The organism is Allobosea sp. 117, assembly GCF_000702305.1.
Taxonomy (GTDB): domain Bacteria; phylum Pseudomonadota; class Alphaproteobacteria; order Rhizobiales; family Xanthobacteraceae; genus Ancylobacter.
The window spans coordinates 423,222-442,733 of sequence record NZ_JNLC01000010.1 but is presented as its reverse complement, the minus strand read 5'-3'; the positions used below and the strand labels follow the sequence as shown (position 1 = coordinate 442,733).

Here is a 19,512-nt window from a genome sequence, read left to right as displayed (position 1 = left end):
GACATCGCCCGTGCACCCCTGCCGGCACGCCGCGCATCATGGGCTCTTCGCACCTTCGAGCGCGGCAGACGGGTTGTCTGCCCCGATCTCCTACGGACCGTCGGAGAGGAGGATGCACAGCGCCAGCATGCCGGGATCATCCTGGCCGATGCTGCGCTCCGCGAACATGCGCGCGCGGCCGATGCGGTTGGGCTTGTCCCTGAAGTCGTCCAGGGTGCGGCGCGCCGCCTCTGCGGCGAGGCGCCGGGCCGTGGCCTGGTCCGACACCTCGCGCAGCGCTTCCGCCACGGCGTGAACCGCGTCGAGGATCGTCTTGTCGCCGAGCGAGGCGCCGCCACGACGTATCATCGCCTCCAGGGCGGCCCCGACCAGCGGCGACAGCTCGTTCCAGCCGATCGCGGTCTTCCCTTTGGTCGCCTTCGACGCCGCCAGCAGGGCGGTCACCAGCAGCGTTCCAAGGCTCGAGCCCGTGGCGGCGCTGCCGGCGCGCGCATAGAGCGCGAAAGCCGCGCCGAGATCCTCCGCCTGCGCTATGTCGGCACGCGACAGCGCCTCGGTCAGGCGCGCCAGCATGCTGCCGGTATCGCCGTCCCCCAGCTTTCCGTCGGCCTCGTTGAGACGCTGCTCGTTGCGGCGCATCGCGTCGTGGGCACGGCACGCCGCATTGCGCAGGAGCTCGACGGTGATCGCCGCATTGGTGGTCGTGGTGCTCATGGGACGATCCAGAACGGGCAGCTCGCCGGGGCGCCGATCAGCCGTTCGAGCTCGTCATCAACGAAGCACAGGCTGATCGACGCGCCAGCCATCTCCATCGATGTGACGAAGGCGCCGACGAGCGGCCGGGCGACCGAGATTCCGCGCTCGCCGAGCCCGCTCGCCACCCGGCGATAGAGGATGAAGAGCTCCTCGAGCGGTGTGGCGCCGAGGCCGTTGACCAGCACCACGACGCGGTCCGATGCCCCGGCCGGCGCATCCGCGATCAGGCGCTCCAGCATCTCGTCGACGAGCGCGTCGGCCGGCTTGAGCCGATCCCGCCAGATGCCCGGCTCGCCATGGATGCCCATGCCCATCTCGATCTCGTCGGGACCGAGCGAGAAGGTCGGCGCGGAGGCCGTCGGCACCTGGCAGGGGGCGAGTGCGACGCCGATGGTGCGCGTCGCCGCGACCGTCTTCGCGGCGATGCGGGTGACGTCGTCGAGGTCGGCACCCGCCTCGGCGGCGGCGCCGGCGGTCTTGTAGGCGAGGATCAGCCCCGCGACGCCGCGCCGCTTGGCCGCCTCGTCGGGGCCCGCACTTGCGATGTCGTCCGTGCCCAGCACGGTACGGGTGACGATGCCCTCGGCCTCCAGCATCTCGCCGGCCATGTCGAAATTCATACGGTCGCCGCCGTAATTGCCATAGAGGCAGAGGACGCCGCGGCCGCCGTCGGCGAACTGGATCGCCTCCATGCAGCTTTCGAGATTCGGCCCCTCGAAGACGTTGCCGATGGAGCAACTGTCCAGCAGGCCGTGCCCGACATAGCCGGTGAACAGCGGCAGGTGCCCCGAGCCGCCGCCCGACGCGATGCCGACCTTGCCCGGCCGCGCGCCGCCGGCCCGGCGGATGACGCGCCGCGAGGCGCCGCAGCGCTCCAGCGACGGATGGGCCGCCACCAGACCGTCGAGCATCTCGTCGACATAGTCCGCCGGCCGGTTCATGAACTTCTTCATGGGCATTCCTGTGCGATGGTCGGAAGGGCGTGCGCCCTCGCGCGGCGATTGATGTCTGGGATCAGTTCTTGGGCGCGACCGCCTGCATGACCCGCGTGGTCATCGCGTCGTGCTCGACCATGAAGGCCGCCAGTTCCTCCCGGCCGCGCCACACGGCGCCGAAGCCGCGCTCCTTCATGCCCTTCTGGAAGGCCTCGCTGTCGAAGGCCCGCTTCACCGCCGCCTCTATCCGGGCGGCGACCTGCGGATCGATGCCCGGCGGCCCGGCGATGCCGCGCCATGTGCCGCCGACATAGGCCTTGCCGATCTGCTCGCCGATGGTCGCGACACCCGGATAGCGATCGAGACGCTTCTCGCTCATCACGCCGATCGAGCGCACCTTGCCGGCGGAGGCGAGCGCGTCGGTCTCCGGCAGCGAGCACAGCACGATGTCGACGCCGCCGGAGGCGAGTTCCTGCAGGCCGGCGGCGGAACCCTGGGCGGGAATGAGATTGACCTTGGCCACGTCGACGCCCTGGTCGATCAGCAGCGAGAGAAAGGGAATGTCCCAGCTCGCGTTGCAGGTGCCGCCGCAGGAGATCTTCAGGCTGGCCGGATCCTGCTTCAGCTTCGCGATCACGTCGCCGACCGACTTCAGCGGCGAATCCCGGCCCACATGGATCGCCGCCGGATCGGCGTTGAACTGGGCGATGGGCGTGAAGCTCGCCGGGGCGAAATTCGCCTGCCCGGAGAGCCGGTACTGCGCGAAGGGGGCGATCTGGCCGAGCGTGTAGCCGTCCGGTGCGGCACGCGTGTAATTGGTCATGCCGACCACGCCCGACGCCTGCGGCTGGTTCACCACGGTGAAGGGCTGCTTCAGCCCGGATTCGAGCTCGCGCGCGAGCAGGCGCATGGTGAAATCGCTGCCTCCGCCCGCTCCCGCGATGACGATCAGCGTCACCGGCCGCTCAGGCCACTCCGCCCGGGCGCCGGCCGGCGCGAATGCACCGATGGCAAGCATCACCGCCGCAAGGGCGGCGTTGCGGAGCCGGCAGGCTCTCGCATTCACATCACGTCGACCCGACCACCTGCTGGTATCCATCGCCAGACCTCCCAATGTGCGCCTGCATCGACGCTTGGGATCAACAAATTCCGTATTGTGGGATTTATGTCAATCAGGACGTGAGGCGAGATCCGGTAAAAATGAATTGCATCCATTCTTGACAAAGATTTTCCGATCCCGCTTACATTCCCGTAATACGGGATTCATGCATAAGGGAGGACATCCGCATGGGCACGCAATTGACAGGTATCATCCCGCCCATTCCGACACCGTTCCGCGCCGACGGGGAGATCGACGAGGCGGCCTTCCGCGGCGTGGTACGGTTCATGCTGTCGAAGGGCGTGCACGGCCTGTGCATCGGCGGCAGCACCGGCGAGGGTCACACCTACACGACCGAGGAACTGGTCCGGCTGAACGAGATCGGCTGCGAGGAAGCCGCGGGCAAGGTGCCGGTCGTCGCCGGCGTCATCGTCAATTCCACCCGCGAAGCCATCGCCAAGGTGCGCGCGCTCGCCCACCTGCCGCTGGCCGGCCTGCAGATCACGCCGGTGCACTACGTCTTCAAACCGACTGAGGATGCGACCTACGCGCATTTCGAGGCGCTGGCGGCGGCGACCGACGTGCCGATCATCATCTACAACGTCGTGCCCTGGAACTATCTCTCCCCGGCGCTGCTGGTGCGCATCATGAAGGGGATCGACGGGGTCGTCGGCGTCAAGCAGAGCGCGGGCGATCTCAAGCTCATGGCGGACCTGCTCAACGCCAAGCTCCCCGGCAAGATCGTGCTGACCGCGGTCGACGCCCTGCTCTACCCCTCCTTCGCGCTCGGCGCGCACGGCACCATCGCCGCCAACCCGGCGGCCGTGCCCGGCGTGACCGTCAATCTGTGGAACGCGGTCCAGGCCGGCGACCATGCCCGCGGGCTGGAGATCCACCGCGCCCTGCTGACCTTCTGGAACACGATCAACAACGACAACCTGCCGGCCTGCGTGAAATATGCGCTGACGCTGCAGGGCTGCGACGGCGGCCTGCCGCGCATGCCGATGCCCGCCCCCTCGGCTGAGCAGAAGGCGCGGATCGAGGCAGCCCTGCCGGGCGTCCTGAAGTTCGACACCGAAGGCCTGCGCACCGCAGCCGAGTAGGCGCCACGCCCCCCGCAGAAAGGCGGCCGCCATGCGCGAGCCGCCTTTTTGCGTCATGGGCGGCAAGGGTTTACGCGGGGCGGGGCGACTTCCTATAGTCGGCGCATGTCGCGCGGACGGGATGCGCGCAAAGACGGACACTGTCTTGGAAACCAAGAACGTCAAATCCGCCGGCAAGCTGCTCGCCGTGCTGGAATGCTTTTCCAGCGTCGACAAGCGGCTCTCGGTCGGAGAGATCGCACGCCGCACCGACCTGCCGCGCAGCACCGCGCACCGCCTCATCATGGCGCTCAAGGAGATCGGCTTCCTCGAGCAGGACCGCTCGCGCGACGAATACCGGCTCGGCATCAAGCTGTTCGAGCTCGGCTCCATCGTCCTCAACAACATGGACCTGCACCGCGAGGCGCCGCCCTTCATCGACGCGCTGACGGCGGCGACGCGCGAATCCGTGCATCTGTGCGTGTTCGACGGGCTGCGCATGGTGTTCGTCGAGCGCTCGACCGGCGGGCGCAGCGGCGAGAACAACGCGACCATCACCATGGAAGCCTCGCCCTGCCACTGCACCGGCGTCGGCAAGGCGGCGCTGGCGTTCCAGCCGCCTATCGTGATCGAGCGGGTGATCGCCCTAGGGCTGAGCGCCTATACGCGCAACACCATCACCGATCCGGACCGCCTGCGGGCCGAACTCGCGACGATCCGCGAACGGGGCTATGCCTTCGACCGCGGCGAGATCGAGATCGACCGCAACTGCGTCGCCGCCCCCATCCGCGACAGCAGCGGCAAGGTCTTCGCCGCCATGAGCTGCACCGGTCCGGCCGGCCGGATGCCGCCCGAACGGCTGGAGGAGCTCGCACCGATCGTCGTCAACCATGCCGATTCCATCTCCTGGCGGCTCGGCTGGCGGCGGGACGACGCGGAGGAGAAGCCCCGGCGCCGGGCGCGGTCCACACGCACGCCGGCACCGGCCATCTGACGCTCAAGCTTCCGGCAACGCCGTCGGATCAGGCATGCGGCGCGGACAGCGCTTCGTCGTCGCGCCGGCCGCCGCGCACCAGCCGCAGCACCGCGACCAGCACCCAGGCGCCGATGGTGATCACGCCGAGCGTTCCGCCGATGGGGCGGTCGAAGAAGGCGATGACGCTGCCATTGCCCTTCATCATGGTCGTCATGAAGTTCTGCTCCAGCATCGGACCGAGGATCAGCCCGAGGATCGCCGGCGCCAGCGGAATCTCGTTGGATTCCATCAGGTAGCCGATCAGGCCGAAGACCAGCATGATGACGACGCCGAACATGACGTTGTCGGCCGAGAAGGCGCCGACGATGCAGAACAGCAGGATCACCGGCGAGATATAGACGGCCGGCACGCGCAGGATCGCCCCATAGGCGCGGATGCAGAGCACGCCGAGCGGGATCATCAGCAGGTTGGCGATGAAGAACATGCTGAAGATCGCGTAGATCACGCCCGGATTGTTGATGAAGATGGTCGGGCCGGGATTGACCCCTTTCAGGAACATCACGCTGATCACGATGGCGGTGATGGCATCGCCCGGAATGCCGAACACCGTCGCCGGGATATAGGCGCCGCCGAGCGCCGCGTTGTTCGCCGCGCCGGACGACATGATGCGCTCGACCTTCTCGAACTCCTTGTCGTGCTGCGACCGGCGCATCTGCACGCGACGCTCGGCGGCATAGGAGACCCAGGCCGCCACGTCGGCGCCGGCGCCGGGCAGCGCGCCGATCAGCGTGCCGATGCCGCTGCCGCGCAGGAGGCCCCAACGGTGGTTCCAGAGCGTCGTGCCCATGCCGGTGAAGATCTGCCCCAGCGCCGGCCGCTTCGCCGATGTCGAGATGGGGAAGAAGGCGCCGCGCAGCAGTTCGGAAATGGCGAACAGGCCGATCAGCATCGGGATGAGGCCGAGCCCGCCGAGCAGGTCGGGCAGGCCGAAGGTGAAGCGCGGCGTGCCGCCGATCGGGTCCATGCCGATCATGGCGAGGGCGAGCCCGAAGAGCAGCGAGGCGAGGCCCTTCAGGATGGACGAGCCGCCGATCACGATGGCGCAGGAAATGCCGAGCACGCCCAGCCAGAAATATTCGACGCTGGAGAAGTGCAGCGCGATCTCGGCGAGCGAGGGGGCAGCGAATGTCAGCACCACGGCGCTGAGCAGTCCGCCGATGACCGAGGAGAACAGGCCGGCGCCGAGCGACAGGCCCGCCTTGCCGGCCATGGTCAGCGAATAGGCGTCGTCGGTATAGGCGGCCGAGGCGGGCGTGCCGGGCATGCGCATGAGCGCACCCGGAATATCGCCGGCGAAGATCGCCATGGCGGACGCCGTGATGATCGCGCCGATCGCCGGCACCGGCTCCATGAACATCACGATCGGCACCATCAGCGCCGTCGCCATCAGCGCGGTCAGCCCCGGGATGGCTCCCATGAACAGCCCGAACACGGCGGAGGCCAGCAGCACCAGCCAGAGCTGGCCATCGGCGAGCAGGGAAAAAACGCTGGACATGGTCACCATATCAGCCACCCCGAAACGTCGCGCAGGGGCCCCCAGGGCAGGGGCATATGGAGGATCGAGGCGAAGAAGGCGGTGAACACGACCGCCACCGCGATCGCGACCGGAATACCGATCCGCAACGACAGGCCCGCCACGGCGAACAGGAAGGCGAGGATGATCGTGGAGGTCAGCAGGAAACCGAGCAGATCCGCCGCGAGCAGATAGAAGAGGATCGCCGCCGGGATCGCCGCGAAACGCAGCCAGGCATTGGCCGCGAGCACCTCAGGAAGCTCGATCAGCGGCCCGCCTCGGCCGGCCCGCACGCCCTGCCAGGCAATGGCCGCACCGACCAGCACGAGCCCGCCGCCGATAAGCGAAGGAAAGAAGCCGGCGCCGTAAGCGAGATGACGCGGAGCCTGCAGGCTCGCCGCATAGACGAGCATGAACACGCCGAGCAGCGCGAAGACGCCGCCGGTGATGGTGTCCTGGACCTTCATGGTTCCTCCACCGGCGGCGGACAGCATGAGCCCGCCGCCCTTCTTGATGCGCGAGGGGTCAGTTCGAGCCCGCGCGGCCGAGCGCCTTCATCACGCGATCGGTGTCGACCTCGTGCTTCTTCATCAGCGCGGTGAGCTCGGCCGTATCGAGCCACTTCACGCCGAACTTCGCCTTCGCCATCGCCTCGCGGAAGGCCGCGCTCTGCACCGCCTGGCTCATGGCGGCCTCCCAGGCCTTGGTCGCCTCGGCCGGCATGTTGGCCGGTCCGCCGAGCGCGCGCCAGGTGCCGCCGTCGATGCTGACGCCGATCGCCTGCTTGGTCGTCGGAACGCTCTCGAAGCCGGCCACCGGCTCGGGGCTGAGGACGCCGAGCGCACGCACGCGCCCCGCCCCCATCAGCGCCGCCGCCTCGGGCAGCGAGGCGGTCTGGAAATCGACGCCGCCCGCGGCGAGCTCGGTGAGGCCGGTGGCGGCGCCCTGGCCGGGGATCCAGTTCACCTTGGCGACGTCGATGCCATAGTCGAGCATCATGCCGGCGACCGGAATGTCCCACACGCTGCCGCAACCGCCGCTGCAATGGACCTTGAACTTCGAAGGATCGGCCTTGATGGCGTCGAGCGCCGTCTTCAGGTCCTTGAACGTCGAGTTCTGCCCGACCAGCAGGGCCGAGGAATCGCCGTTGAAGTTCGCGATCGGCGTGAAATCGGCAACCGTGAAGCTCGCCGCGCCGCTCGACTTGTATCCGGCATAGGGAAACAGCAGGCCGACCGTGTAGCCGTCGGGCTTGGCGTTCTTGATCGAGGTGAGCCCGACGACGCCGCCGCCCTGACCCTGATTGATGATCGTGATCGGCTGCTTGAAGATGGTCTCGAGCTCACGCGCGAGGAATCGGGTGGTCGTGTCGCCACCGCCGCCCGCGCCAGCCGGCACGATGATGGTGAGCGGACGCTCCGGAAAGCCCGCCATGGCGGTTAGCGGAGCGAGCACCGTGGCCAAGCCGGCCGCGAAGATCCGGAGAAAGCGCATTCTGACCTCCCACATTATTTGTCTCGTTGGACAAAGCGGTAGCCGAGAAAATCGGGAGGGTCAATCCCGCAATGTGGGCTTCGAGGTAGAATTCCTTTTTACGTGGCGCACATCAATATCGGCGTACAGAGAAACAATTTGCCCACATTGCGGGATAGTAGACAATTCGTAGGGATGCCGCCAAGGCTCTGCGCTGCCTTCCACACGCCGGCGCAGACGGCGCCGAAGGGCCGCGAGCGGGCTCCCTGCGCGCCAGCGGGCCAGCGCCAACGGCGCCATGGGCCCCGCCCGGCGCCCAGAGCCAGGCTCATCCTACTGGATTGAACGATATGTTGGAAAACGGGGGTGGCGCATCGCGTGCCCGACGCGGAACGCCAGGTGGGGGGACCTCGACGTGCCCGATCCGCCGCTTCCGCGTGCGCATAGCCGCCCGGACCCAGAACGGCGGAAGGACCGTCGGCCACGCAGGTCGCAGTTCGTGAGAGGCCAGGCCCCAAAACGCGCACCGCCACGGGAAGGGTTCCCGTGGCGGGCTGGTACTTTATGGGAGGCCCCTGGTGGGAAGCGGCCTCGCGGCCGCCTCCTGAAGGCAGTCAGTTGGTGCCGCCGGCCTTCTTGATTCCGGCCTGAACCTCATCCCAGAGCGGCTGGCCGACGCTCTCGATCACGGTCTTGGTCACCGGCGCGGCCTTCTCGCGCAGCTTGGCGACCTCCTCCTCCGGCATCACCGTCACTTCCATGCCGGCGGCCTTCAGTTGGTCGAGCGCCTTCTGCGCCTGGGCGCGGGTGTCGGCGCGCTCGAAATCGCGGGCGGCGGCAGCGGACTCGAGCAGGATCTTCTGCTCGTCGGGGGAGAGCTTGTCCCACCACACCTTGGAGGCGGTCACGATCCACGGGCTGTACACGTGGTTGGTGACGGTGAGGTACTTCTGCACCTCGTAGAACTTGGAGGACACGATGGTGGTGTAGGGGTTCTCCTGGCCGTCGACCGCCTTGGTCTCCAGCGCGGTGAACAGCTCGGCGAAGGCGAGCGGCACGGCGTTGGCGCCGGCGGCCTTGAAGGTGTCGATGAAGACCGGGTTCTGCATGACGCGAAGCTTCACGCCCTGCAGATCCTCTGCCTTCTCGATCTTGTGGCGGCTGTTGGTGAGGTTGCGGAAGCCGTTCTCCCAGTAGACGAGGCCGACCAGCCCCTTCTCCTGCAGCTTGTCGAGCAGCTTCTGCCCGACCGGCCCGTCGAGCACCGCGTCCGCCTGCTTCTCGTTGGCGAACATGAAGGGCACGTCCCAGATGGCGAATTCCTTCACCGTGCCGACGAGGGTGGCGGTGGAACCGACCATCATCTCCTGCGCGCCGCCGATGAGGGCGTTCTGCATCTGCGGGTCGGGGCCGAGGGTGGCGGCACCGAAGGTGCGCACCTTCAGCTTGCCGCCCGAGCGCTTGCCGACCTCCTCGGCGAAGAAGCGTACGGCGCGGCCCTGGTTGCTGTCCTCGTTGAGTCCGTAGCCGAAGCGGATGAGCCGCGGCTGGATGTTCTGGGCCCAGGACTGGGCGACGCCGAACGAGAGAGTCAGTGCCGCGGCGGCGGCGGTGAGCATCAGTTTCTTCATGCGCATTTCCTCCTTTGAGTCTCGTTCAGGCCGGCAGGCCTCAATGCAGCAGGCTCGCCGGCACGGTGATGATTTCCGGGAAGATGACGAACAGGCCGATCAGCGCGGTGTAGGCGACCACGTAGGGCCAGACGCCGCGGATGATGCCTTCCATGCTCACCCGCCCGACGCCGCAAACGACGTTGAGCACCGTGCCGACCGGCGGGGTGAGCAGGCCGACGGCGCCGACCATCACGAACATCACCCCGAAATAGACCGGGTCGATGCCCGCCTTGGTGATCAGCGGCACCAGCACCGGGCCGAGGATCAGGATGGTCGGGGTAAGGTCCATCGCCGTGCCGACGAGGGTGAGCAGGATCACGATGGCCGCCATCAGCCATTTGGGGTGATCGAGCATCGGCTCGAGCACGGAGATGACCTGGCCCGGCAGCTCGGCGAGCGTGATCATGTAGGCGGTGACCATCGCCGCAGCGACGAGGAACATCACCACCGCGGTCGTCTTGGCCGCGGCAATGAAAAGACGCGGCAGGTCCGAAAGGCCAATCTCGCGATAGATGAACAGACCGACGAACAGCGCGTAGACCGCCGCCACCACTGCCGCCTCAGTCGGTGTGAACACGCCGAAGCGCAGACCGCCGATGATGATGACCGGCAGGAACAGCGCCCAGATGCTGCGTGCCAGCGCCCGCAGGCGCACCGACAGGGGCTGGCGAGGCTGGACGGGCACGTTTTCCTTGCGCGCGACCAGCGACCAGACGAGAACCAGCGTGACGCCCATCAGCAGGCCCGGCACGATGCCGGCCATGAAAAGCTTGGTGATGGAGAGGTTGGTCGCCACGCCGTAGATGATGAAGGACATGCTCGGCGGGATGATCGGGGCGATGATGCCGCCGGCAGCGATGAGGCCGGAGGAGCGCTCCAGATTGTAACCATTGTTGCGCATCATCGGGATGAGCAGGGCGGCGATCGCCGCCGTATCGGCGATGGCCGATCCCGACAGGCTCGCCAGCACGACAGAGGTGCCGATCGCGACATAGCCGAGCCCGCCGCGTATGTGGCCGAACAGAGTGACGGCGAGGTCGACGATACGCTTCGACAGGCCGCCGGCATTCATCAATTCGCCGGCGAGCAGGAAGAACGGCACCGCCATCAGCGGGAAGCTGTCCGCTCCGCCCAGCATGTTCTGGGCAAGGAGCTGGGCGTCGAAGAAGTCGAGATGGTACATCAGCACGATGCCGGTGAGCATCAGCGCGAAGGCGATCGGCATGCCGATGGCCATGAGACCGAGGAGCGAACCGAGGAAGATGGCGATGGTCATGGCGTCTTCCCCGGACGGGCCGCGTGCGGGGCACCGGCGAATTCGCGCTCATATTCCTCAAGCTCGGCGCCATCGGTCTCCTCCCGCACCTGCACGAGCTCGCCCTCGCCGACCCGGCCGGTGAACAGACGGATGAGGTCGATGACAACCAGCGCGCCCATGGCGACGGACGAGACCAGCCCGGCGGCCGCGAAGGCGGCGAGCGAAATGTCGGTGACGGGCAGGCGGCTGTTGAAGCCGACGATGACCTGCTGCCAGCTCCCCTCGGCGAAGAGCCAGAGGGCATAGAGGATGAGCAGGTTGGTGACGGCGAAGCAGAGCTTGCGCCCGGCGACGGGAAGCCGCTTGACCAGCATGTCGACACCGACATGCGAGCGCTCGCGCACAGCGAGGATGCCGCCGAGGAAGATGATCCAGACGAAGGCGAGGCGGGCGATCTCCTCGGATGCGGCGACGCCGGCGCCGAGCAGATAGCGGCCGGCGGCATTGGCGAACACCAGCACCACCATGAGCGCCAGCAGCAGGCCTATCAACCATTCGATGAGGGTCTGGATGCGGTTGAGCAGCGTGGTCATTGCACCGGCTCCCACGCCTCGAGCTCGGCGAGGCGCCGGGCGGCTTCGTCGACCAGCGCCTCGGGCGGCATGTCTATGGGAAGGGTGATGGCCCGCTCATCGGCGCCGGGGGGCTCCAGCGTCGCGAACTGGCTGTCGATGAGGCTGAGCGGCATGAAATGCCCGGCGCGGGCGGCCATGCGCTGCTCGATGAGCGCGCGCTCGCCCGACAGATGCAGGAACACGACGCGCGGCCCGGACGCGGCGAGCTGGTCGCGATAGGCGCGCTTGAGCGCCGAGCAGGCGACGACGAGTCCCTTCCCCACGCGGTCCGCCTCGGCGATGTGCCCGCCGATGGTGGCGAGCCAGCCGCGCCGGTCCTCGTCGGTGAGCGGCAGGCCGCTCGCCATGCGCGCGACATTGGCGGGCGGGTGCAGGCTATCGCCTTCGAGGAACGCCCAGCCGAGCCGGGCGGCGAGGGCCGCGCCGATGCTGGACTTGCCGCTGCCGGCAACGCCCATGACGACGACGACCGACGACGGCGGCGCCGCTGACGAGGCGGACGTCACGGATTTCCATCCACGCGATGGTTAGCGCTATCCGGCATATCGATCCTCCCACGGCCAATGGCCAAAACCGGCAGATTCACTCTGCTCATGATCTTGTGATGACTAATGGTAGCGCTGTCATCGCAAGCTGTAAAGCGGCTCGCATCCCGAAGGATGCCCCGGCTCAATCGCCGCGCATGGTGCTGGCGCGGACCTTCAGTTCGAAGCCAACGTCGATCCGCGTCTGCGCCGGCCGCTGCCCGGCGAGCGAGGCGCGCACCATCTCGATGGCGCGCCGGCCGATCTCGTAGCGCGGGGTGCGGACGCTGGTCAGCGGCGGATAGGCCGCCTCCATCATCTCGAGGTCGTTGAACCCGGCGATGCCCATGTCGGCCGGGACCGCGAGCGCCGCCCGCTGGCATTCGAACAATGCGCCGACCGCGAGGTCGTCATTGTTGCAGAAGATGGCGTCGGTATCCGGCATGCGCGCCAGCAGGTCGCGCAGCAGATCGCGCCCGAGCGAGACGCTGGAGGACGCCGGCGTCGTGGTGATGCGGCGCGGATCATAGAGATCGGCCTCCACCAGCGCCGCGCGATAGCCTTCCAGGCGGCGCTGCGTGCGCGGGTCCATGCGGGCGCCGAGGAAGCCGATCCGCCGATAGCCGGCCGCCACCAGATGGCTGGTGACGAGATGCCCGCCCGCCTTGTGGGAGAAGCCGACCATCATGTCGACCGGTTCGTCGCTCAGGTCCATGATTTGGACCACCGGGCAGCCGGCGGCGTTGAGCAGCGCCCTGCCCCGCTCGGTCTGGTCGATGCCGGCGACGATGAGGGCCGCCGGACGCTGGCTCAGAAAGGTTCCGAGCAGGCGCTCCTCCTCGATCGGCGAATAGCGGCTGTTGCCGAGCTGCACCTGGAAGGGGCTCTCCGCCACATTGTCGTAGATGCCGCGCAGCACGTCGGCGAAGACGTTGTTGGTGAGCGAGGGAATGATGACGCCGATGATGTTGGTGCGGGCCGAGGCGAGCGCCCGGGCATGCTGGTCCGGCACATAGTCGAGCGCCCTCACCGCCTCGTCGATCTGCCGCCGCAGCTCTTCCGAGACCCGCGCCGGATCGCGCAGCGCCCGGGACACCGTGATCGAGCTCACGCCGGCGCGCGCCGCGACATCCGCTATGGTCGGACGCCCGCCGTTTCGTCTCTTGCGCATGCTCGAATCCTTCACCCTGCCGGCGCCCATGATAGCGCTGACATGCAGGCTGTTGGATAGGCGGATTTGTTCTCCGCCTCTAAGAACGATGGAGCAAGCCGCCACGTGCGGGTGGAGGCTTTCATAGTGAGGACCGCCAAGGGCTCGGTGCTGTCATCCAGACAGATCCGGCCCTATCCCTGGCCCGCGCGCATATCCGTGTCGAAGGCTCTACTCGTCCGCCGCGAAATCGCGCACCCAGTTGGCCCGGACGAAGCGCGGACCCATCTCGTCCGCCTGCTCCTGCCTGCGGGTGTCGACCGTCCCCGTCCAGCCGCCTCCCAAAGCCTTGTTGAGGGCCACATAGTCCGTCGCGATCGCCACCCGGCTGACGATGTGGGAATCCTCGGCCGAATAGAGCGAGCGCTCGGCGTCGAGAACATCGAGGAAGCTGGAGGAGCCGGACTGATAGAGCGTTCGCGCGAGCGAGGCGGCCTGGCTGTAGGAATTCGCCGATGCGGCGAGGCTGCCACTCTTGACGCGCTCCTGCCGCAGCGCGACGGACGCGTTCTCCACGTCCTGCAGCGCCGTGAGCACCGCCACGCGATAGGCGATGAAATATTCGTCGCGCTGGGCCTGGGCGTATTCCACGGCCGCCCGCAACGAACCGGCGTTGAAGATCGGCACCGTGACGGAAGGCCCGAAGCTCCAGCTAATGCTGGAGCTCTTGCCGAGATCGCCCACCTTGGCCGCCGAGGTCGAGATGTCGCCGGTGAGGCTGACATCCGGATAGCGGGCCGCCTCCGCGGCGCCGATCCTGGCCGTGTATTGCGCAAGCTGACGTTCGGCGAGCCTGACGTCGGGCCGCGAGAGCAGCACGTTGGCGGGCACGCCGGCTGGAATGGAGCGGACCGGGGCAGGAACGCCACCGCCGCGCGCCATGCGCCCGTCGAGCGTCGCCGGCGGCTGTCCGAGCAGGATGCTGAGCTGATGCAATGTCTGCTGATAGGACGCCTTCAGCTCGGGGATGTTGGCTTCCGTGCTGGCGGCCTGGCCTTCGGCATTGGCGACGTCGACGGCCGATGTGGAGCCGGCCTGAAGCTTCGTGCGGGTCAGCGCCGCCGTCTCGCGCTGCGAACGGGCGGTGCGCTGCGCGAGCGCGATCCGTGCCTGATAGCCGCGCGCCTCGATATAGTTCGTGGCGACGTCGCCGATGAGCGTGAGCAGCGTGTTGCGAAGATCCTCTTCCGCAGCGTCGAGCCCGTATTTCGCGGCCTCGGCGGTCCGCCGGTTCTCGCCGAACAGATCGAGTTCCCAGCTCGCGTCCAGACCCGCCTGGTAGGAATCGAACGGGCCGGCCACGGTCACGTCGCCTGAACTCGCCGAGACGTTGCCCCCGTTGTCGGCGCGGGTGTAGCTGCCGTTGCCGGTGAGCACCGGCGCGAGCGCCGCCAGCGCCTGCTTGCGGGTCGCGCGGGCCTGCCGCACGCGGGCCTTCGCGCTGGCGACATCGAGGTTGCCCGCGACGGCCTCCTCGACAAGCTGGTTCAACGTCCTGTCGTTGAGACGTTCCCACCACCGGGCGAGATCCGGCGGGCGGTTATTCGTCTCGGTGCCGTCGACCGCGACCGACGCATGCGCCGAACCCCATTTGGCGGGAAGCTGCAGCTTCGGCGCCTGATAGTCGGGGCCGACGGCGCAGCCGCCGAGCAGGCTGGCGATCAGCGCCACGCCCGCAAGCCGCCGGACACGGCCGACAGACGAAGCGGAAGCGGGGGAGGTCGTCATCGGGCTCAATCGGACAGGCATGGAAAGGTATCTCCCACGGCTAGGGGGCATGGGCGCTCTCCACCGCGGGAGGTTGCTTCGGATCGGCCGGGGACGGCTCCCCGGCCTTGGCCGGAAAGACACGCCGCACGACGACGAACAGCAGCGGTACGAAGAAGATGCCGAGCACCGTCGCGGCGATCATTCCGCCCATCACGCCGATGCCGATGGCGTTCTGCGCGCCCGAACCCGCCCCGCTGGCGACGGCGAGCGGGGTCACGCCGAGGATGAAGGCGAAGGAGGTCATCAGGATGGGGCGCAGCCGCTGGCGCGCGGCGTCCAGCGTCGCCTCCACCAGACCCAGCCCGTGTGCCTGCCGCTCGATGGCGAACTCGACGATCAGGATCGCGTTCTTCGCGGCGAGCCCGATCGTGGTCAGCAGCCCCACCTTGAAATAGACGTCGTTGCTTTGCCCGAAGAGATGCGCGCCGAGCAGCGCACCGAAGATGCCGATCGGCACCGAGAGCATCACGGCGAAGGGGATCGACCAGCTTTCATAGAGCGCTGCGAGGCACAGGAAGACGACCAGCCCGGAGATCGCATAGAGCGCCGTCGCCTGATTGGCGGAGAGCCGCTCCTGATTGGAAAGGCCGGTCCATTCGTGGCCGTAACCGGTCGGCAGGGCGGCGACGATCTCGTCGATCGCCGCCATCGCGTCGCCCGAGCTCACCCCCTGCGCCGCCTGCCCCTGGATCTCCACCGCCGACGAGCCGTTGAAGCGTTCGAGGCGCGGCGAGCCGTAGACCCAGCGCGACGAGGCGAAGGACGAGAAGGGCACCATGTTCCCCGCCGAATTGCGCACATGCCACTTGGCGAGGTCCTCCGGCTGCATGCGGAAATCGGCGGCGGACTGCAGATAGACCTTCTTCACCCGGCCGCGATCGAGGAAGTCGTTGACATAGTCGCTGCCCCAGGCGGTGGAGAGCGTGTCGTTGATGTCGCCGAGCGACACGCCGAGGGCGCTCGCCTTTTCCTGATCGATGTCGACGACGAATTGCGGCTCGTCCTCCTGGCCGTTGGGACGGGTATTGGCGAGACGGGCATCGGCGCCGGCCTTGGCCAGCAATTCGTCGCGTGTGGCGATGAGCTTCTCGTGACCGGCGCCGTTGACGTCCTGCAGATAGAAGCTGAAGCCGTTCGTGTTGCCCATGCCCTGGATGGCCGGGGGCGCCAGCGCGAACACCATGGCGTCGCGGAACTTCGAGAATGCCATCATGGCCCGCCCGGCGACGGCGCGGGCCGAAAGCTCCGACGATTTGCGCTCGTCGAACGGGCGCATGCGCAGGAAGGCGATGCCGACATTCTGACCCTGGCCGCCAAAGCCGAAGCCGCTCACGGTCATGACGCCCTCGACCGCCTCCTTCTCGTTTTCGAGGTAATGGCGGGTCACCTCGTCGAGCACCCTCTGGGTGCGGTCGGAGGTGGCGCCGACAGGAAGCTGGACGCTGGTGATGAGGATGCCCTGATCCTCCTCCGGCAGGAACGAGGACGGCAGCCGCACGAACATCCAGCCCATCGCGACGGAGATCGCCAGAAACACGGCGAGGAAGCGCGCGGAGCGGGCGACGATACCGGCCGTGCCGCGCCGATAGGCATTGGCGCCGCGATCGAAATTGCGGTTGAACCAGCCGGCGAAACCGCGCTGCCGGCCGTGCTCCTTCGGCGCGCGCAGGATGGTGGCGCACAGCGCCGGCGTGAGGATCAGCGCCACCGCCACCGACAGCGCCATCGCCGTGACGATGGTGACGGAGAACTGGCGGTAGATGATGCCGACCGAGCCGCCGAAGAAGGCCATCGGCACGAAGACGGCCGACAGCACAGTGGCGATGCCGACGAGGGCGCCGGTGATCTCGCCCATCGACTTGCGGGTCGCCTCGAGAGGCGGAAGCCCCTCCTCCTCCATGACGCGCTCGGCATTCTCGACCACCACGATGGCATCGTCGACGAGCAGGCCGATCGCCAGCACCATGGCGAACATGGTGAGCGTGTTGATCGAATAGCCGAGCACGGCGAGCACGCCGAACGTGCCGAGCAGCACGACCGGTACAGCCAGCGTCGGGATGATGGTGGCGCGGATGTTCTGCAGGAAGACCAGCATCACGATGAACACGAGCACGATGGCCTCGATCAGCGTGCGCACCACCTCCTCGATCGACAAAACCACAAAGGGCGTGGTGTCGTAGGGGTAGACGACCTCCACGCCCTCCGGGAAGGTGCCGGAGAGACGCTCGATGGTCGCCTTCACCGCTTCCGCCGTCGCGATGGCGTTGGCACCGGTGGCGAGGTTGATCGCGAGGCCGGCGGCGGGCTTGCCGTTGTAGCGCGAGGCGGTCGTGTAGCTCTCAGCCCCGAGCTCGACGGTGGCGACGTCGTTCAGCCGCACCAGCGACCCGTCCGTCTCGCTCTTGAGGATGATGTTGCGGAACTGCTCGGGGGTTTGCAGACGGCCGCGCGCCGTCACCGTGGCATTGAGCTGCTGGCCCTCTCTCTGTGGCAGGCCGCCGAGCTGGCCGGCCGAGACCTGCGTGTTCTGCGCCTCGAGCGCGGAAGCGACGTCGCTCGGCATGAGCTGGTACTTGGCCAGTCTGTCGGGATCGAGCCAGATCCGCATCGCATAGCCGGAGCCGAAGAGCTGGGTCGAGCCGACGCCCTCGACGCGCCTCAGCGTGTCGTTGAGCGTCGAGTCCACGTAATCGGCGAGGTCCACCGACGCCATCTTGCCGTCGCCGGAGACGAAGCCGATCACCATCAGGAAGCCGTCGGACGCCTTGTCGACCTCGATGCCGTTGGTCTGCACGATGGTCGGAAGCTGCGAGGTGACAAGCTGCAGCTTGTTCTGCACCTGCATCTGCGCGACGTCGGGATCGGCGGCGCTGGTGAAGGTGAGCGTGATGCTCGCCTGCCCGGTCGAGGTCGAGGTGGCCGACATGTAGTCGAGATTGTCGATGCCTGTCATGCCCTGCTCGATGATCTTGGTCACCGAGTTCTCGACCGTCTGGGCATCCGCGCCGGGATAGTTTGCGGTGATGCGCACGGTGGTCGGCGCGATCTGCGGATATTGCGCGATCGGCAGGCTGCGCAGGGCGAGCAGACCGCCCAGCATGACGAGGATCGCGATAACCCAGGCGAAGACCGGGCGGTCGATGAAAAAGCGCGACATGGCCGACCTCAGTTCCGCGCCGACGCCGACACGCCGGGCGCGTCCGCCGCAGCGACGCTGCCGCCCGAGGGCGGCGCCGCACTCTGCTGGCCCCGCTCGCGCACCTCGCCGGTCGTTTCGTCGACGACGACGTCCACCGCCGTCACGTCCTGAGCCGGCCTGGCGAACTGGCTGCCTTCGACGACGACCCGGTCGCCGTCCTTCAGCCCGCTTTCGACCAGCCAGCTATTGCCGACGCTGCGGCCGATGGCGAGCACACGCTGCTCGATCTTGCCGTCGCCATTGACGATGAGCGCGACCGGCTCGCCCTTGGTGTTGCGCGTGACCGCCCGCTGGGGCGCGAGGAAGCTGTTCGGCGCGACGCCTTCCTCGACGATGGCGCGGACATACATGCCCGGCAGCAGCAGCCGATCCGGATTGGGGAACTGCGCCCGCACCGCATAGGTGCCGGTCGCCTCGTCGACATAGGCCGACGAGAATTCCAGCGTGCCGGCATGGGGATACATCGTCCCGTTGTCGAGCTTCAGCTTCACCTGCACGTTGTCGCCGCTGATCCTGATGCGGCCTTCGCGGATCGCCTGACGCAGGTTCAGGAGGTTCGTGCTCGACTGGGTGACGTCGACATTGATCGGATCGAGGGTGCGGATGGTGGTCAGGGCGGTGTCCTGGCTCGCGGTCACCAGCGCGCCGGGGGTCAGCGACGACTTGTCGATGCGCCCGCCGATGGGGGCGGTGATGTGCGTGCGGTCGAGGTTGATCCGCGCCGTCTCGACGCTGGCCCTGGCGACCGCGACTTCCGCCCGCGCCTGCGCAAGCGAGGCGACGGCGTCGTCATAGTCCTGCTTGCTGACCGCGTTCTGCTTGATGAGGCCCTGATAGCGCTCGACCTTCGCCGCCGCGCTCGGCACGGCGGCCTCCGCCTTCTGCTGCGTGGCGACGGCATTGTCGTAGGACGCCTGATAGCTCGCCGGATCGATCTGGTAGAGCGAGTCGCCGGCCTTGACCTCGCCGCCCTCCTGGAAAAGCCGCTCCTTGATGAGCCCCCCGACCTGCGGGCGCACTTCCGCGATCAGGGAGGCGGTCGTCCGGCCGGGCATCTCCGCGGTGATGGCGACGGACTGCGGATGCACCGTGACCACCCCCACCTGCGGCCGCGGCTGCGTGCCGCCGGGAGGACCGCCTGCGTCGCGCTCGTCGCAGCCGGCCAGCAGGACGAGAGCGCACAGCGCCGGCAACAGGCCCCGCCCTCGTGTCTGGATGATGGTCACGGCATTCCTCTATTTACGGTACTATAACGTACCCATATTATCGGCGGTGCCGATCTGTCAATTGTCCTGCGCTTCGGCAACGACCTCTGCCCATGGGAGTCTCCCTCATGCCACACGCCCAGA

At 67.7% G+C, this 19,512-nt stretch carries 16 protein-coding genes; 2 read left to right on the top strand and 14 right to left on the bottom strand.

What is annotated here, in order from left to right; translation table 11 throughout:
- Positions 1 to 90: 90 nt before the first annotated feature.
- The 3 genes from U742_RS0104065 to U742_RS0104055 form a co-directional block, all read right to left on the bottom strand.
- On the bottom strand, positions 91 to 714 hold the full coding sequence (locus U742_RS0104065; RefSeq protein ID WP_029350296.1) for a dihydroxyacetone kinase subunit L: 624 nt from the start codon (positions 712 to 714) through the stop codon (positions 91 to 93).
- Positions 711 to 1,709: a dihydroxyacetone kinase subunit DhaK gene (locus U742_RS0104060; protein WP_029350295.1), complete on the bottom strand. Its 999-nt coding sequence runs from the start codon at positions 1,707 to 1,709 to the stop codon at positions 711 to 713. Before U742_RS0104060 ends, U742_RS0104065 begins: the two co-directional genes overlap by 4 nt.
- A gap of 61 nt (positions 1,710 to 1,770) precedes the next feature.
- Positions 1,771 to 2,649 (bottom strand): tripartite tricarboxylate transporter substrate binding protein, encoded by an 879-nt coding sequence (locus tag U742_RS0104055; protein ID WP_197028166.1) that lies wholly within the window; start codon positions 2,647 to 2,649, stop codon positions 1,771 to 1,773.
- A 329-nt stretch (positions 2,650 to 2,978) separates the two neighbouring features.
- Between U742_RS0104055 and U742_RS0104050 the strand changes: the two genes are divergently transcribed.
- Both U742_RS0104050 and U742_RS0104045 read left to right on the top strand, forming a co-directional pair.
- Positions 2,979 to 3,893, top strand: a complete 915-nt coding sequence (locus U742_RS0104050; RefSeq protein ID WP_029350291.1) for a dihydrodipicolinate synthase family protein — start codon at positions 2,979 to 2,981, stop codon at positions 3,891 to 3,893.
- Positions 3,894 to 4,038: 145 nt separating this feature from the next.
- Entirely contained in the window at positions 4,039 to 4,866 is an 828-nt protein-coding gene (locus U742_RS0104045) for an IclR family transcriptional regulator (protein ID WP_081852809.1), read from the top strand.
- 28 nt (positions 4,867 to 4,894) lie between these two features.
- Here U742_RS0104045 and U742_RS0104040 read toward each other — a convergent pair whose 3' ends face one another.
- The 11 genes from U742_RS0104040 to U742_RS0103990 form a co-directional block, all read right to left on the bottom strand.
- Positions 4,895 to 6,403 (bottom strand): tripartite tricarboxylate transporter permease, encoded by a 1,509-nt coding sequence (locus U742_RS0104040; protein ID WP_248310251.1) that lies wholly within the window; start codon positions 6,401 to 6,403, stop codon positions 4,895 to 4,897.
- A gap of 2 nt (positions 6,404 to 6,405) precedes the next feature.
- The gene (locus U742_RS22430; RefSeq protein ID WP_051660847.1) at positions 6,406 to 6,888 is read right to left on the bottom strand and encodes a tripartite tricarboxylate transporter TctB family protein; all 483 of its coding nucleotides are present in this window, start codon (positions 6,886 to 6,888) and stop codon (positions 6,406 to 6,408) included.
- 58 nt (positions 6,889 to 6,946) lie between these two features.
- Entirely contained in the window at positions 6,947 to 7,915 is a 969-nt protein-coding gene (locus tag U742_RS0104030) for a tripartite tricarboxylate transporter substrate binding protein (protein WP_051660846.1), read from the bottom strand.
- Positions 7,916 to 8,508: 593 nt separating this feature from the next.
- Positions 8,509 to 9,525 (bottom strand): TRAP transporter substrate-binding protein, encoded by a 1,017-nt coding sequence (locus U742_RS0104025; protein WP_029350284.1) that lies wholly within the window; start codon positions 9,523 to 9,525, stop codon positions 8,509 to 8,511.
- 40 nt (positions 9,526 to 9,565) lie between these two features.
- Positions 9,566 to 10,843, bottom strand: a complete 1,278-nt coding sequence (locus U742_RS0104020) for a TRAP transporter large permease subunit (RefSeq protein WP_029350283.1) — start codon at positions 10,841 to 10,843, stop codon at positions 9,566 to 9,568.
- Positions 10,840 to 11,418, bottom strand: a complete 579-nt coding sequence (locus U742_RS0104015; RefSeq protein WP_029350282.1) for a TRAP transporter small permease — start codon at positions 11,416 to 11,418, stop codon at positions 10,840 to 10,842. The genes U742_RS0104020 and U742_RS0104015 overlap by 4 nt, the downstream gene beginning before the upstream one ends.
- Complete coding sequence (locus U742_RS0104010) at positions 11,415 to 11,966, bottom strand: gluconokinase (RefSeq protein ID WP_348981008.1); 552 nt, start codon at positions 11,964 to 11,966, stop codon at positions 11,415 to 11,417. The genes U742_RS0104015 and U742_RS0104010 overlap by 4 nt, the downstream gene beginning before the upstream one ends.
- Before the next feature lie 163 nt (positions 11,967 to 12,129).
- A complete protein-coding gene (locus tag U742_RS0104005) occupies positions 12,130 to 13,155 on the bottom strand; it encodes an HTH-type transcriptional regulator GntR (RefSeq protein WP_029350278.1) in 1,026 nt (341 codons plus the stop codon).
- Between the two features lie 210 nt (positions 13,156 to 13,365).
- A complete protein-coding gene (locus tag U742_RS0104000; RefSeq protein ID WP_248310250.1) occupies positions 13,366 to 14,943 on the bottom strand; it encodes an efflux transporter outer membrane subunit in 1,578 nt (525 codons plus the stop codon).
- 19 nt (positions 14,944 to 14,962) lie between these two features.
- Complete coding sequence (locus U742_RS0103995) at positions 14,963 to 18,121, bottom strand: efflux RND transporter permease subunit (protein WP_029350274.1); 3,159 nt, start codon at positions 18,119 to 18,121, stop codon at positions 14,963 to 14,965.
- 8 nt (positions 18,122 to 18,129) lie between these two features.
- The gene (locus U742_RS0103990; protein ID WP_248310283.1) at positions 18,130 to 19,332 is read right to left on the bottom strand and encodes an efflux RND transporter periplasmic adaptor subunit; all 1,203 of its coding nucleotides are present in this window, start codon (positions 19,330 to 19,332) and stop codon (positions 18,130 to 18,132) included.
- Positions 19,333 to 19,512: the final 180 nt, after the last annotated feature.

Coding starts and splice junctions, on each gene's coding strand:
- U742_RS0104065 (WP_029350296.1), bottom strand. CDS start 714: ATGAGCACCACGACCACCAATGCGGCGATCACCGTCGAGCTCCTGCGC.
- U742_RS0104060 (WP_029350295.1), bottom strand. CDS start 1,709: ATGAAGAAGTTCATGAACCGGCCGGCGGACTATGTCGACGAGATGCTC.
- U742_RS0104050 (WP_029350291.1), top strand. CDS start 2,979: ATGGGCACGCAATTGACAGGTATCATCCCGCCCATTCCGACACCGTTC.
- U742_RS0104040 (WP_248310251.1), bottom strand. CDS start 6,403: ATGTCCAGCGTTTTTTCCCTGCTCGCCGATGGCCAGCTCTGGCTGGTG.
- U742_RS22430 (WP_051660847.1), bottom strand. CDS start 6,888: ATGAAGGTCCAGGACACCATCACCGGCGGCGTCTTCGCGCTGCTCGGC.
- U742_RS0104030 (WP_051660846.1), bottom strand. CDS start 7,915: ATGCGCTTTCTCCGGATCTTCGCGGCCGGCTTGGCCACGGTGCTCGCT.
- U742_RS0104025 (WP_029350284.1), bottom strand. CDS start 9,525: ATGAAGAAACTGATGCTCACCGCCGCCGCCGCGGCACTGACTCTCTCG.
- U742_RS0104020 (WP_029350283.1), bottom strand. CDS start 10,843: ATGACCATCGCCATCTTCCTCGGTTCGCTCCTCGGTCTCATGGCCATC.
- U742_RS0104015 (WP_029350282.1), bottom strand. CDS start 11,418: ATGACCACGCTGCTCAACCGCATCCAGACCCTCATCGAATGGTTGATA.
- U742_RS0104005 (WP_029350278.1), bottom strand. CDS start 13,155: ATGCGCAAGAGACGAAACGGCGGGCGTCCGACCATAGCGGATGTCGCG.
- U742_RS0104000 (WP_248310250.1), bottom strand. CDS start 14,943: ATGCCTGTCCGATTGAGCCCGATGACGACCTCCCCCGCTTCCGCTTCG.
- U742_RS0103995 (WP_029350274.1), bottom strand. CDS start 18,121: ATGTCGCGCTTTTTCATCGACCGCCCGGTCTTCGCCTGGGTTATCGCG.